This is a genomic window from Pseudomonas sp. 21LCFQ02 (genome assembly GCF_024129895.2).
GTDB lineage: Bacteria > Pseudomonadota > Gammaproteobacteria > Pseudomonadales > Pseudomonadaceae > Aquipseudomonas.
This window is the reverse complement of the sequence record NZ_CM178749.1, coordinates 3,980,916-3,993,098: the sequence shown is the minus strand read 5'-3', so window position 1 is coordinate 3,993,098 and position 12,183 is coordinate 3,980,916. Positions and strand designations below refer to the sequence as shown.

Sequence of the window (12,183 nt, the reverse complement as noted above, 5' to 3'; positions counted from 1 at the left end):
GTGATGAACCGGTAACAGTCCCTACCCACTGGCAATTGTGCCTGACAAGCCCTAGTCTGGCCGCCTGCCATTGTCCAGGGAGCACACCATGACCGACACCCCCGAATCCAGCAATGAATCCTCAGCCCTGCTGCTCGATGCCACGCAGGTACGGATTCTCGGCAGCCTGATTGAAAAACAGGCCACCAGCCCGGAAAGCTATCCCCTGACCCTCAATGCCTTGATGCTGGCCTGCAATCAGAAGACCAGCCGCGAGCCAATAATGAACCTCACCCAGGGCCAGATCGGCCAGAGCCTGCGCAGCCTGGAAAACCTGGGGCTGGCCAAGCTGGTGATGGGCAGTCGCGCCGACCGTTGGGAACACAAGGTCGACAGACACCTGGAACTGGTCCCCGCGCAGTTGATCCTCACCGGCCTGTTACTGCTGCGCGGCCCGCAGACCATCAATGAACTGCTGACCCGCAGCAACCGCATGCATGACTTCGAAGACGCCGAGCAAGTGCTGCACACGCTCGAACGCCTGATCGCCCGCGGCCTGGTGTCACTGCTGCCGCGCCAGGGCAGTCAGCGTGAAGACCGCTACATGCACAAACTGGGCAACGAAGCCGACCTGCAAGCCCTGCTCGACAGCCGCCAGCAAGCGCCAGAACGCAGCGCTTCGACCTCCAGCGACCGGCTCGATGAACTCGAAGCGCGTATCGCCGCGCTGGAAGCGCGGCTGGCGCAACTGGAAGGCTGATCAGCCACGGGCAAATGCAGCCGCCCGCTGGTATTGCTCATCGCTGGGCCGCACCCCGGTGTACAGCACGAACTGCTCCAGCGCCTGGATCGCCGCCACCTGATCGCCGGTGATCAACTGTTTGCCGAGCTGGCGCCCGGCCTGGATCAGCGGCGTTTCGGCCGGGGTGGCGACCACGTCGAACAGGGTTTGGGCCGTCTCGATGGCCGCCCGGTCGAACGCCAGTTCATCAGCCTGGGCGCCTGTCATGCCCAGCGGCGTGACATTGACCAGCAAGGCCGGCCTCTCAGCCCCCAACTCCGGCACCCAGCGCCAGCCGCAGGTGGCCGCAAGCTGCTCGCCGGCCTGCCGGTTGCGGGCCACGATCACCCCGTCGCTAAAGCCGGCATCACGCATCGCACAGGCCACCGCCTTGGCCATCCCGCCACTGCCACGCAAGGCAAAAGCAGTACGCGGCACGGCGTGGCTGTCGAGCAACTGCGCGACGGCGATGTAGTCGGTGTTATAAGCCTTGAGGTGGCCGTCCGTGTTGACGATGGTATTGATCGACTCAATGGCCGCCGCCGACGCATCCAGCTCATCGACCAGGGCAATGCAGTCTTCCTTGAACGGCATCGATACACCGCAACCGCGAATGCCCAGCGCGCGCATGCCAGTGACGGCGCCGATCAGGTCATTGGGGGCAAAAGCCTTGTAGTAGAAGTTCAGGCCCAGTTCACGGTACAGATAGTTGTGAAAGCGCACGCCGAAGTTTCCGGGGCGGGCGGCCAGGGACATGCATAACACGGTGTCCCGACTGGCAGTAATGGACATGCGAATCTCCTGAACGGTATTGGCTAAAATCTGGACAACAGGCGTAAACTTGTTGCGACAGACAAATGCTCGAAAAGTGCCGTCTGTCGTCAGGGCTTCCACCTTACACAAACTTTACCCAGCGGCTTCGCAGTTTGAACAAAACCGCTGTCTTAGTATTAACCCCGTGGCAGCACTGAAAGACGGTGCCCTGCGACAACGGGTCGAAAGCCGAGGAACAACCGTCATGATTCGTCATTTTTCCAAGATCGCCCTGTTTGCAGGTGCCCTGGCGCTGGCAGGTCAAGCCAATGCCGGTGGCCATGGCTGGGGAGGTCCGGCGATAGCGGGTGCAATAGTCGGTGCCGCCGTGGTGGGCGCCGCCGTGGCCGGCAGCCGCGACCGGACCGTTTATGTAGAGCGCGAGCCGGTCTACATCCAGCGTGAGCCCGTGTACGTGCAGCCACGCAACGTGTATTACGCGCCACCACCGCCACCGGTTTATTACCGCCCGGCACCGGTTTATGAAGTGGTCGAGCGCTACCCCGGCCCACCACCAGGCTACTACCGTCACTACGGTCCACCGCCACAACCGGTGTACTACGGCCCACCGCGCGGCCGCTGGTAAGACTTACCCAACCCCGCCCCCACGGCGGGGTTGTCGTTTATGGCCTTGGTATCAATGACCACTATCGAAAGCGTTGATTTCTGTCAGCCACCGGGCGTGAGTAAAGTGAACTGCATCGGTTACGGAGGCAGTCATGAACAAGGTCAATATCATGTCGGTGGTAGGCAGTGCAGTCCCGGCGCAATTGCGCGAGCAAGGGCTGCTGGCGTGCTGGTATCTGATGCGCGACGGTGAGGCGGTCAGCGGCCCGCTGACCTCGCTGCCCGCCGCCCAGGCGCTGTACCAGCAATTGGAAAAGCCCAGGCTCAATGGCTGAAGCCGCTGCTCAAAGACGCTCAGCGATCACTACGATGATCTGACAACGCTGCGCCAGCTTTTGCAAACGTCGTTCAATAACCGTATACACCGCCCGATCAGTGCGACCGCTGTCCAGTTCATCGATTACATCATTGGCGATTTGGCGCAGTTCATGGACGACCACGATCCGGTCGTCATTCAGGTCATGCTTGTGCGACTCGAACAACCGGTGCAGGTAGTCCTGCAAGGTGAATTTCAGACGATGCCGGTCATTGGCGCGCAGGTGCAACAGATTAAGGCTGATGCGCCCCTGCATTTCGCTCAATTCACCGCACAGGTACTGGATGCGCCGTGCGTAGCCCACTTCGCGCTCGCGCAATTGCCGCTGCGCTTCACGCGCCTGCTGGCTGCGCTGGATGGCCGGCACCGCCACCGCCAGCAACAACGCCACGATGACCCCGGTGGCCTGCACCCAGCCGGCCCAGTCTACTGGCTTGGCCAGAAAACCGGCGCCCAGCATAACCACTGTAATTACCGCAGCAACGACAACCAGTAACAGGTAATCCTTGCCGATCAACCCCTTGGGCATTGCCTGACTCCTTGAACCCGTGACATTCGAATGACGTGGGATGCTAATCGGTGTAGGTGACAGATACCACGAATATTACGGGCAATACCGTTTTGTCACTTAACCCTCTCTGAACAAATATCCAATGGCTCGACTTAATGCACAAATGCGCCACTCGCCCCATCGACTTTAGGCAAAAACTGCTTCTAAAATGCGCTGTTTTTCCTGTTTTGTCGTGTGCCGACGCACCTTCCATTGAGTGAGTACTGTTCTTGAAAATCCGTCTTTGTACGCTGGGCCTTTTAGTTGCACTTACAGGCTCGCTGATCGGTACTCAGGCACTGGCCAATGAGCCTGCCCCGTTCAATCGTGACCCGGCCAATCTGCACCTGGCCTCCGGCAGCACCATGGTTGTCGACCTGCAAACCAATAAAGTCATCTACGCCAATAACCCGGATGTGGTGGTGCCGATTGCCTCGGTCACCAAACTGATGACTGCCATGGTCGTGCTGGACGCCAAGCTGTCGATGGACGAACTGATCCCGGTCGATATTTCCCAAACCAAAGAAATGAAAGGGGTGTTCTCGCGGGTCAAACTGGGCAGCCAGCTTAATCGTCGTGACATGTTGCTGATTACCCTGATGTCTTCGGAAAACCGTGCGGCAGCCAGCCTGGCCCACAGTCACCCAGGAGGTTATCCGGCGTTTATCAAAGCCATGAATGCCAAGGCCAAGGCGCTGGGCATGAGCCATACGGCGTTCCTGGAACCGACCGGCTTGTCGGTGTTTAACGTATCGACGGCGCGCGACCTGACCAAACTGTTGATGGAAGCACGTAAATATCCATTGCTCAGCGAGTTGAGCGCGACCGAAGAAAAGACCGTGCGCTTCAGCAAGCCCAATTACACCCTCGGCTTTCGCAACACCGATCATCTGGTGCATCGGGAGAATTGGGATATTCGCCTGACCAAGACCGGCTTTACCAATCAGGCCGGGCACTGCCTGGTGCTGCTGACCACCATGGCCAAGCGGCCGGTGTCGGTGGTGATTCTTGATGCCTTCGGCAAGCAGACGCACTTTGCCGACGCCAGCCGGCTGCGCAAATGGCTGGAAACCGGCCAGAGCGGCCCGGTACCCGCGGTGGCATTGCAGTACAAGAAAGAGAAGAATCTGGCAATCAAGCAAAATGGCCTGCAACAGGCCAAGGAGTAATTGCGCGCCTGACGTACCCCTGTAGGAGCGACCTTGGTCGCGAAGATGGCGTGACACTCACAACAAATGTGCTGTTTGACCGCCCTCTTCGCGAGCAAGCTCGCTCCCACCATCAACCAGAGAGCATTGCGACTCAACCGAACTGGGTGACCAGTTTGGTGTTCAGGTAAGCCTCGATGGCCTCGGTGCCCCCTTCAGAACCGTAACCGGAGTCCTTGATGCCGCCAAACGGCACCTCCGGCAGGCCGATGCCTTGGTGGTTGATGCTCAGCATGCCGGCTTCGATACCGTAACTCAGCGCCTGGGCAGTCTTGATCGAGGTGGTGAAGGCATACGATGCCAGGCCGTAAGGCACCCGGTTGGATTCGGCGATCGCCTCTTCGACACTGTCAAACGGCACCAGCAAGGCCACCGGCCCAAACGGCTCGTCGTTCATGATGCGCATGGCTGTAGTCAGGCCGCTCAGCACGGTGGGCTCGAAGAACCAGCCGTCGCCTTCAATCGCCTTGCCACCGGTTTCCAGACGGGCACCATGGCTGACGGCATCGTCAACCAGTTCCCGTAGCGCCGGGACCCGGCGTGGGTTGGCCAACGGCCCCATGGTGGTGCCTGCGTCCAGCCCGGAACCGACCTTGACCTCGCGGGTCAGGCCGACGAATCGCTCAGTGAACTCATCGAACACCTCACGCTGCACCAGAATCCGGGTCGGCGAGACACACACTTGCCCGGCGTTGCGAAATTTGCTGGCCGCCAGGGTGCGGGCGGCAAGATCCAGGTCAGCATCGGCAAACACCAGCGCCGGAGCATGACCGCCCAGCTCCATGGTGGCGCGCTTCATATGCTGGCCGGCCAGCGCTGCCAGTTGCTTGCCGACGGGTGTCGAGCCGGTGAACGTGACCTTGCGGATCACCGGGTGCGGGATCAGGTAGCCGGAAATCTGCGCGGGGTCGCCGTAAACCAGGCCGATCACACCCGCCGGTACGCCGGCGTCGTGGAAGGCGCGGATCAGTTCGGCCGGCGATGCCGGGGTTTCTTCCGGGGCCTTGACGATGATCGAGCAACCGGCGGCCAGCGCCGAAGACAGTTTGCGCACCACCTGGTTGATTGGAAAATTCCACGGTGTGAACGCCGCGACCGGGCCGACCGGTTCCTTGATGACTTTCTGCTCGACATGCACGTTACGCGACGGCACCAGGCGGCCGTAGCTGCGGCGCCCCTCTTCAGCCAGCCAGTCGATGATATCGGCGGCCGACAGTGCCTCGGCACGGGCTTCGGCCAACGGTTTGCCTTGCTCTTGGGTCATGATCCGGGCAATGGTATCGGCTCGCTCGCGAACCAGCACCGCAGCCTGACGCATGATCTTGTAGCGCTCGAATGCCGGCGTCACCCGCCAGGTCGCAAAACCGCGCTCGGCGGCGGCCAAGGCTTCGTCCAGGTCGGCGATATCGGCGTGGGCGACCTGACCGATGGTCTGGCCAGTGGCAGGGTTCAGCACCGGCTGTGAGCGGCCGTCACGTGCGGCGCGCCATTGACCGTCGATATACAGTTGCACATCTGGATACATCGTGACTCTCCATTGGCTAACTTAGAATAAAAACCGTCTGTCGTTTCTCTCTATGGGTTACATGGGGCTGTCTGCGCGCAGATCAACCACGGCATTACAAAATCGGCCGTCCGCCAGTGACACCAAAGCGTTCGCCTGACAGGTAGCTGCCTTCGTCACTGGCCAGCAGTACATACAGCGGCGCAACCTCGACCGGCTGACCGGGGCGACCTAGCGGTGTGTTGCTGCCGAACTGCTCGACCTCCTCTGCCGGCATCGTCGCCGGAATCAGCGGCGTCCAGATCGGCCCCGGTGCAACGCTGTTGACCCGAATACCCCGCTCACCCAGCAACTGCGCCAGCCCACCGGTGAAGTTGGCGATCGCACCCTTGGTGGTCGCGTAAGGCAGCAGCGTCGGTTTGGGCATGTCGGAATTGACCGAACTGGTGTTGATGATGGAGGCACCGGCCTGCATGTGCGGAACCGCCGCCTGGCAGATGCGGAACATCGCGGTGATGTTGATATCGAAGGTGCGCACCCACTCCTCGTCCGGGATATCTTCAAAGCGCTGGTGGGTCATCTGGAATGCCGCGTTATTGACCAGCACATCGAGGCGCCCGAATTGCGCCACGGTCTTGTCGACGATCTCCTTGCACATGGCTTTTTCAGCAAGGTCACCGGGCAGCAACAGACACTGGCGCCCCGCGCGCTCGACCCAGCGTGCGGTTTCCTGAGCGTCATCATGCTCATCCAGATAGGCCACTGCCACATCAGCACCTTCACGGGCAAAGGCGATTGCCACCGCACGACCGATACCGCTGTCGGCCCCCGTGATCAGCGCCACCTTGCCCTGCAAGCGGCCCGATCCGGTGTAGCTTTCTTCGCCGCAGTCGGGGTAAGGGTCCATGCGGCCCTGGCTGCCGGGCACCGGCTGGGTCTGTTTAGGAAACGGTGGGCGTGGATAGTCAGTCATGAAGGGTTTCCTCTGCATGGGATGTCTTTGTGTGTCCCCCATGCACCGCCTAGTGTTCAACACAGTCATCGGCGGCCCTGACGAATGGTCGGCATCGGGCATGCCGAGCGGACAAGACCGCCGGTCGGAAACGGCCTGACGACAAACCGCCGTCATGGGCATGCGCACAGCAACGCCTCGTCCGCAAGTACCTGACCCCTAACAAGATGTGTAACAGGTGCGGCATCGGCACTGGAATAAGGCTGTGCAAGCCGACAGGCGGCTATATGCCAGCACTTTTGGATTTCATAATTTGAGCAGGTACGCAAGGCGCGTCGCATCATCCGCAGGAGGCACTGATGAAAACCCTGATACTCGCGCTGGCCCTTTTGGCCCCCACACTGGCAGTCCATGCTGCGGAAAAGCCGATCAACATTCCGCACGATCCGGGCGCTCAGCACGCGCTGGTGAAAAAGTCCGGCCACCCCCAGCAGCGCGTGGTAGTGACCCGACGTGAAGGCACGCTGGGTGTGTTGTACTCCCGGCACGTCTACAACTGCGAACGTGCCACGGTCTCGCTCCTGGGTACCGCTGAGAACCTGGAAGGCCTGGACAGTGCCAAGCCATTGAGCGGCATGTTGCCGGTGGTGGAAGATTCGACGGCTTACTACATCGCGGCTGAAGCCTGCAGTTGAGCGGCACCGTACAAGCAAAAAAAGGGCCATCCCCATGCCTTGGCGGGATGACCCGAAGCTCACTGTCTTGAAGGGGCAGTTGCTATTTCGCGGTAATCACTGACAACTTGGTAATACCGGCGCGTTCGATGGAGGCCATGGCCCGCGCCACTTCGCCGTAGTTCACGCCATTATCGGCCTGCAGTTGCACCCGAACCTTGTCGTCCTTGGCCTTGGCCGCCTGCAGGTTGGTTTCCAGCAGATCAGGCTGGATCTCATCCTTATTGATAAACACCTTGCCCTGCCCGTCGATACTGACCACCAACGGGTCTTTCTGCTCGGCCGGTGCTACTGCTTCGGTCTTGGGCAGGTTGATCGGGATCGAATTGGTCAGCAGCGGTGCGGTGACGATGAACACCACCAGCAGTACCAGCATCACGTCCACCAACGGGGTTACGTTGATCTCGCTGAGCACTTCATCACTGTCTTGGGTCGAGAACGCCATATCAGGACGCCTCCTTCACTTTCTGGCCACTGGCAGTGGCGCCGGACTTGAGCACCGGGTGCAGCAGGACGCGGAACGAATGCTTCTGGGCCAGGCTGTAGAAGTCATGGGCGAAATCGTCCAGGTCGGCAGCGGTCAGCTTCAGGCGACGCAGGAAGTAGTTGTAAACCAGTACCGCTGGCACCGCGACGGCGATACCGACACCGGTTGCGACCAGTGCCGCACCGATTGGCCCGGCGACGGTTTCCAGGCTGGCCGAACCGGCCGCACTGATACCTTTGAGCGCTGACATGATGCCCCACACGGTGCCAAACAGACCGATGAACGGCGAGGTGCTGCCGATACTGGCCAGTACCGCCAGGCCGGTTTCCAGCGAGCGGCGCTCACGGACGATCTGCTGGCGCAGGGCGCGCTCCAGACGGTCCTGGTGGTTGATCGACTGGCTCAGGTCGTTCTGGGCGTTTTCCTGTACCTGGATGGCCGCGTAACCGGCCTGGGCGACACGGGCAGCGGAGCCTGGGTTGTTGTGCGCCAGCTCGGCTGCGGAGTCGAGACTGGAGGCGGCCCAGAATTTCTTGTGGAAGGCCTTGTCCTGGCCCTTCAGGCGTGAGAACTGCACGCCCTTGAGCAGGGCCAGGCCCCAGGTCACGACGGAGAAGCCAATCAGCAGCCAGATGACCGCGTGTTCAACAGATTCGAATGGAGATGCCAGTAGGTTCATGTTCGGTACTCTCGTGCAGATGCATCAGGTCGGGTGTGCGATGCTCCTTTTGTCAGGTCGCCCGCTGAAATGGGGTAAAGCGCAATTTTTGGTTAGAAAACCGGATAAAGCCGTTACTTGAGCTTGAAATCGATCGGTACGCTGACCCAGCCATCGACCGGTTTGTCGCCCTGCTTGCCGGGTACAAAGCTCCAGCGCTTGACGGCGGTCACGGCGGCTTCATCGAGCTGGTCGCGGCCGCTGCTCTTCTGAACCTGGATATCGCCCGGACGACCACTGGCCAGTACATGCACTCGCAGTAACACGGTGCCTTCCCAACCGCGGCGCATGGCCAGCGACGGGTATTCCGGCGCCGGATTACGCAGGTAACCGGCACTGGCCGATGGCGGCGTCACCGGCGCAGGCGCGGGTGGTGCCGGCGGTGCCGGCGCGGCGACCGGTTGTGGCGGCGGCGTTGGCGCTGGTGGCTGCTCGACCGGCTTGGGCACAGGTTTTGGCGCAGGCTTGACCACCGGTTTCGGCTTGGGCTTGGGCGGCGGCGGCTTGACCGCCAGTTCGTCTTCAACCGGTGGCGGCGGCTCCTGAACCACCGGCTCAGGGATCGGCTCCGGCGGCGGAGGCTCGACCACTGGTGGCGTCGGGGCGGAAAATTCGATGGTCATCGGCGGAATTTCCGGCGGTACGACCGGCAACGCGGGGGTTGGTGTCTGGCTGACCCAGTAGATCACTGCGCCGTGCAACACCAGGGCGAAGGCGCCCAACAGAATGCCTTCCCGGCGGCCCAGAACCCGCTTGGGCGTGCTGTGCAAACGCGACAGCGCCAAGGGGCCACGGTAAGGACGGCCCAGGTCGACCAACTCGCCGCTTGGTGCCTGGCGCCAAGGCACCTCATGTGCACTGGCAGCGGTCTGGACATTGCCCATTGATTCACTCCTGCATTTTTTCGGTAAAAAAATCCAGGTTCTGTTGGTATCAGTCACCCTTCTTCAAAGTGGTTTTCGCTGAGGGCAATCATCTACGAAACCCTATACGCCAGAAAGGAATATTTAGTTCGTTGTTTATTCACAAAAGAAATATGCAGTTTTTAGCCAATGGATACTGCGCCGGTCCGCAGAGCCCTGTGCCAAGGCCGTTGCACAGCCGCTGGCAAAAAGCGCTTTGACAACGCAGAGCGAATAGCCATTACTCATCGCACCCGCTCACCTGCGGTGCAGAACCAAGAAGGAGCTGTTCATGCTGAAGGATTCAGAACTGCACGGCTGGATCAAGCCTGCCACTCAGGACACCGGGGTCATCATCGTTTGCAGCGGTGACCTGCCCTGCTACCTGGTTGACACCCTTGTCGCCCGGATCAGCGATTGGGACCAGGTCGCGTGCCTGTATATCCCGTACCCGGTGCAACTGGAGCATCAATGGCTGGCCGCCGAAGCCAGCAACCCCGATGCGCACCAGCAAACGCGCTGCGTTGCCAGCGAGTTGCTCGGCCAGATCCCCAAGAACTGCCATTTGCTGGACGTCGAAATGCTGCACAGCGTGCACCTGACCTGGCTGGGATCGGTGTACGGGCACCGCCTGCACTTTTTCGGTCTGGACGCCGCCGAACAGGCGCAAGCCGTAATGGATATCCAGATCGAGGAGATTCTCGACACCACCGGGCAACTGGTCAGAGGCTATCTGCAGGACCACTTTCTTTCGCCGGCGTAGCAATAATGCCGATCACTCAAGCCCCATGATGCGCTAAATCTGTAGAGGCGAGCTTGCTCGCGAAAGGGCCGGAAATCAGCACATTAGCGATCGGTTTCACGCCGCCTTCGTCGGTCTGCCGCCCAGACCAAGGTCGCTCCTACAAAGTCCCGTGTCTCAGGCACGGCAGCATGATGACCGGCTAAAACACCAGTTGGGTGGTCGACAGCACTTGGCGCAGGCCCATGAACGAGCGTATCTGCCTGACCCCGGGCAGGTACAACAACTGCTCGGCGTGCAGTTTGTTGAAACTGTGGCTGTCACGGGTGCGCAGCAGCATGAAGTAGTCGAACTCGCCGGTAACCACATGCACCTCCATGCAGCCGGAGATTTTCTGAGCGGCGGCTTCAAACTGGGCAAACGACTCCGGCGTCGAACGGTCCAGCACCACGCCAATCAGCACCACCATCCCCGCCTCCAGTGCCTCGCCGTCGAGCAACGCGACGATCCCCTTGATGATCCCCGCCTCCTTGAGCCGCTCGACCCGGCGCAGGCAGGCCGGCGGGCTGAGGCTGACCTTCTCGGCCAGCGCCACATTGGAAATCGACGCATCGCGCTGCAAGCTGCGCAGGATCGCCTTGTCGATCCGGTCGAGAACCGGTGGCGAGCCAGGCTGGCGGGTTTTGCTGTGTTCATTTATTGCTTTCATGGTCCATTTCACGAAATAAAATGATCTTCAAATAGAAATCACGAACATTGAGTTCGTCAACTGATCATTCTTTGCAACCCGTCATTTCCACGCTTTTCTTAAGATGAGTCCATCGTTCGAGCACTGATGGAGCCTCACCATGAATCTGGGAAAATTCAAACGTTACCCGCTGACCTTCGGCCCCTCGCCGATCACCCCACTCAAACGCCTGAGTGAGCACCTGGGCGGCAAGGTCGAGCTGTACGCCAAACGCGAAGACTGCAACAGCGGCCTTGCCTTCGGCGGCAACAAGACGCGCAAGCTTGAATACCTGATTCCTGAAGCCATTGAAGGCGGCTACGACACGCTGGTGTCGATCGGCGGTATCCAGTCCAACCAGACCCGGCAGGTCGCGGCGGTGGCCGCCCATCTGGGCATGAAGTGCGTGCTGGTCCAGGAAAACTGGGTGAATTACTCCGATGCGGTGTATGACCGGGTCGGCAATATCGAGATGTCGCGGATCATGGGCGCTGATGTGCGCCTGGACAGCGCAGGCTTCGACATCGGCATCCGCCCCAGTTGGGAAAACGCCCTGGCCGACGTTGAGGCCAAGGGCGGCAAGCCTTACCCGATTCCGGCCGGTTGCTCGGAACACCCGTACGGCGGCCTGGGCTTCGCACGCTTTGCCGATGAAGTGCGGCAACAGGAAGAACAACTCGGCTTCAAGTTCGACTACATCGTGGTCTGCTCGGTGACCGGCAGCACCCAGGCCGGCATGATCGCAGGCTTCGCCGTCGATGGTCGCGCCCAGCGGGTGATCGGCATCGACGCCTCGGCCAAGCCGCAACAGACCCGCGAGCAGATCCTGCGCATCGCCCGGCATACCGCAGAGCTGGTCGAACTGGGTCGGGAAATCAACGACGACGACGTGGTACTCGACACTCGCTTTGGCGGTCCTGAATACGGCCTGCCCAGTGACGGTACGCTGCAAGCGATCCGCCTGTGCGCCAGGCTCGAAGGGGTACTGACCGACCCGGTCTACGAAGGCAAATCGATGCACGGGATGATCGAGATGGTGCGCAATAACGAATTCCCGGAGGGCTCGCGCGTACTGTATGCACATCTGGGCGGCGTGCCGGCGATCAATGCCTATAGTTTCCTGTTCAAAGACGGCTGAAACGC

15 protein-coding genes are annotated in these 12,183 nt (G+C 60.6%); 7 read left to right on the top strand and 8 right to left on the bottom strand.

All coding sequences use genetic code 11. The annotated features are described in order from the left end of the window. Positions 1-88 precede the first annotated feature (88 nt). Positions 89-739 (top strand): YceH family protein, encoded by a 651-nt coding sequence (locus NJC40_RS18050; protein WP_253140505.1) that lies wholly within the window; start codon positions 89-91, stop codon positions 737-739. Here the strand turns inward: NJC40_RS18050 and NJC40_RS18045 are convergent, their stop codons facing one another. Next, positions 740-1,552: a shikimate 5-dehydrogenase gene (locus tag NJC40_RS18045; protein ID WP_253140504.1), complete on the bottom strand. Its 813-nt coding sequence runs from the start codon at positions 1,550-1,552 to the stop codon at positions 740-742. A 226-nt stretch (positions 1,553-1,778) separates the two neighbouring features. Between NJC40_RS18045 and NJC40_RS18040 the strand changes: the two genes are divergently transcribed. Both NJC40_RS18040 and NJC40_RS18035 read left to right on the top strand, forming a co-directional pair. After that, positions 1,779-2,159, top strand: coding sequence for a hypothetical protein (locus tag NJC40_RS18040; RefSeq protein WP_045490460.1), 381 nt, complete (start codon positions 1,779-1,781; stop codon positions 2,157-2,159). Positions 2,160-2,292: 133 nt separating this feature from the next. Beyond that, entirely contained in the window at positions 2,293-2,475 is a 183-nt protein-coding gene (locus tag NJC40_RS18035; protein ID WP_045490458.1) for a hypothetical protein, read from the top strand. A 9-nt stretch (positions 2,476-2,484) separates the two neighbouring features. On the opposite strand, the gene NJC40_RS18030 is transcribed toward NJC40_RS18035, so the two are convergent. Then, positions 2,485-3,045 (bottom strand): hypothetical protein, encoded by a 561-nt coding sequence (locus tag NJC40_RS18030; RefSeq protein ID WP_253140503.1) that lies wholly within the window; start codon positions 3,043-3,045, stop codon positions 2,485-2,487. Positions 3,046-3,296: 251 nt separating this feature from the next. Here NJC40_RS18030 and pbpG point away from each other — a divergent pair, with 251 nt between their 5' ends. Next, positions 3,297-4,235, top strand: a complete 939-nt coding sequence (pbpG, locus tag NJC40_RS18025) for a D-alanyl-D-alanine endopeptidase (RefSeq protein ID WP_045490452.1) — start codon at positions 3,297-3,299, stop codon at positions 4,233-4,235. Positions 4,236-4,368: 133 nt separating this feature from the next. Here the strand turns inward: pbpG and NJC40_RS18020 are convergent, their stop codons facing one another. Together NJC40_RS18020 and NJC40_RS18015 are read right to left on the bottom strand one after the other, a co-directional pair. Then, entirely contained in the window at positions 4,369-5,799 is a 1,431-nt protein-coding gene (locus NJC40_RS18020) for an NAD-dependent succinate-semialdehyde dehydrogenase (protein WP_253140502.1), read from the bottom strand. Between the two features lie 94 nt (positions 5,800-5,893). After that, positions 5,894-6,751, bottom strand: coding sequence for an SDR family oxidoreductase (locus tag NJC40_RS18015; RefSeq protein ID WP_253140501.1), 858 nt, complete (start codon positions 6,749-6,751; stop codon positions 5,894-5,896). A gap of 338 nt (positions 6,752-7,089) precedes the next feature. On the opposite strand from NJC40_RS18015, the gene NJC40_RS18010 reads away from it, so the two are divergent. After that, the gene (locus NJC40_RS18010) at positions 7,090-7,425 is read left to right on the top strand and encodes a hypothetical protein (protein ID WP_253140500.1); all 336 of its coding nucleotides are present in this window, start codon (positions 7,090-7,092) and stop codon (positions 7,423-7,425) included. An 82-nt stretch (positions 7,426-7,507) separates the two neighbouring features. Here the strand turns inward: NJC40_RS18010 and NJC40_RS18005 are convergent, their stop codons facing one another. The 3 genes from NJC40_RS18005 to NJC40_RS17995 form a co-directional block, all read right to left on the bottom strand. Then, the gene (locus tag NJC40_RS18005; protein ID WP_045490441.1) at positions 7,508-7,909 is read right to left on the bottom strand and encodes an ExbD/TolR family protein; all 402 of its coding nucleotides are present in this window, start codon (positions 7,907-7,909) and stop codon (positions 7,508-7,510) included. Between the two features lies 1 nt (position 7,910). Continuing rightward, positions 7,911-8,630: a MotA/TolQ/ExbB proton channel family protein gene (locus NJC40_RS18000; RefSeq protein WP_045490438.1), complete on the bottom strand. Its 720-nt coding sequence runs from the start codon at positions 8,628-8,630 to the stop codon at positions 7,911-7,913. 113 nt (positions 8,631-8,743) lie between these two features. Next, complete coding sequence (locus NJC40_RS17995; RefSeq protein WP_253140499.1) at positions 8,744-9,553, bottom strand: energy transducer TonB; 810 nt, start codon at positions 9,551-9,553, stop codon at positions 8,744-8,746. 310 nt (positions 9,554-9,863) lie between these two features. On the opposite strand from NJC40_RS17995, the gene NJC40_RS17990 reads away from it, so the two are divergent. After that, complete coding sequence (locus NJC40_RS17990) at positions 9,864-10,334, top strand: transketolase (RefSeq protein ID WP_253140498.1); 471 nt, start codon at positions 9,864-9,866, stop codon at positions 10,332-10,334. Positions 10,335-10,515: 181 nt separating this feature from the next. Here the strand turns inward: NJC40_RS17990 and NJC40_RS17985 are convergent, their stop codons facing one another. Next, positions 10,516-11,022, bottom strand: coding sequence for an Lrp/AsnC family transcriptional regulator (locus NJC40_RS17985; protein WP_253140497.1), 507 nt, complete (start codon positions 11,020-11,022; stop codon positions 10,516-10,518). A gap of 139 nt (positions 11,023-11,161) precedes the next feature. Between NJC40_RS17985 and NJC40_RS17980 the strand changes: the two genes are divergently transcribed. Further along, complete coding sequence (locus NJC40_RS17980; RefSeq protein WP_253140496.1) at positions 11,162-12,178, top strand: 1-aminocyclopropane-1-carboxylate deaminase; 1,017 nt, start codon at positions 11,162-11,164, stop codon at positions 12,176-12,178. The last annotated feature ends 5 nt before the right edge of the window (positions 12,179-12,183 follow it).

Coding starts and splice junctions, on each gene's coding strand:
- NJC40_RS18050 (WP_253140505.1), top strand. CDS start 89: ATGACCGACACCCCCGAATCCAGCAATGAATCCTCAGCCCTGCTGCTC.
- NJC40_RS18045 (WP_253140504.1), bottom strand. CDS start 1,552: ATGTCCATTACTGCCAGTCGGGACACCGTGTTATGCATGTCCCTGGCC.
- NJC40_RS18040 (WP_045490460.1), top strand. CDS start 1,779: ATGATTCGTCATTTTTCCAAGATCGCCCTGTTTGCAGGTGCCCTGGCG.
- NJC40_RS18035 (WP_045490458.1), top strand. CDS start 2,293: ATGAACAAGGTCAATATCATGTCGGTGGTAGGCAGTGCAGTCCCGGCG.
- NJC40_RS18030 (WP_253140503.1), bottom strand. CDS start 3,045: ATGCCCAAGGGGTTGATCGGCAAGGATTACCTGTTACTGGTTGTCGTT.
- NJC40_RS18020 (WP_253140502.1), bottom strand. CDS start 5,799: ATGTATCCAGATGTGCAACTGTATATCGACGGTCAATGGCGCGCCGCA.
- NJC40_RS18015 (WP_253140501.1), bottom strand. CDS start 6,751: ATGACTGACTATCCACGCCCACCGTTTCCTAAACAGACCCAGCCGGTG.
- NJC40_RS18010 (WP_253140500.1), top strand. CDS start 7,090: ATGAAAACCCTGATACTCGCGCTGGCCCTTTTGGCCCCCACACTGGCA.
- NJC40_RS18005 (WP_045490441.1), bottom strand. CDS start 7,909: ATGGCGTTCTCGACCCAAGACAGTGATGAAGTGCTCAGCGAGATCAAC.
- NJC40_RS18000 (WP_045490438.1), bottom strand. CDS start 8,630: ATGAACCTACTGGCATCTCCATTCGAATCTGTTGAACACGCGGTCATC.
- NJC40_RS17995 (WP_253140499.1), bottom strand. CDS start 9,553: ATGGGCAATGTCCAGACCGCTGCCAGTGCACATGAGGTGCCTTGGCGC.
- NJC40_RS17990 (WP_253140498.1), top strand. CDS start 9,864: ATGCTGAAGGATTCAGAACTGCACGGCTGGATCAAGCCTGCCACTCAG.
- NJC40_RS17985 (WP_253140497.1), bottom strand. CDS start 11,022: ATGAAAGCAATAAATGAACACAGCAAAACCCGCCAGCCTGGCTCGCCA.
- NJC40_RS17980 (WP_253140496.1), top strand. CDS start 11,162: ATGAATCTGGGAAAATTCAAACGTTACCCGCTGACCTTCGGCCCCTCG.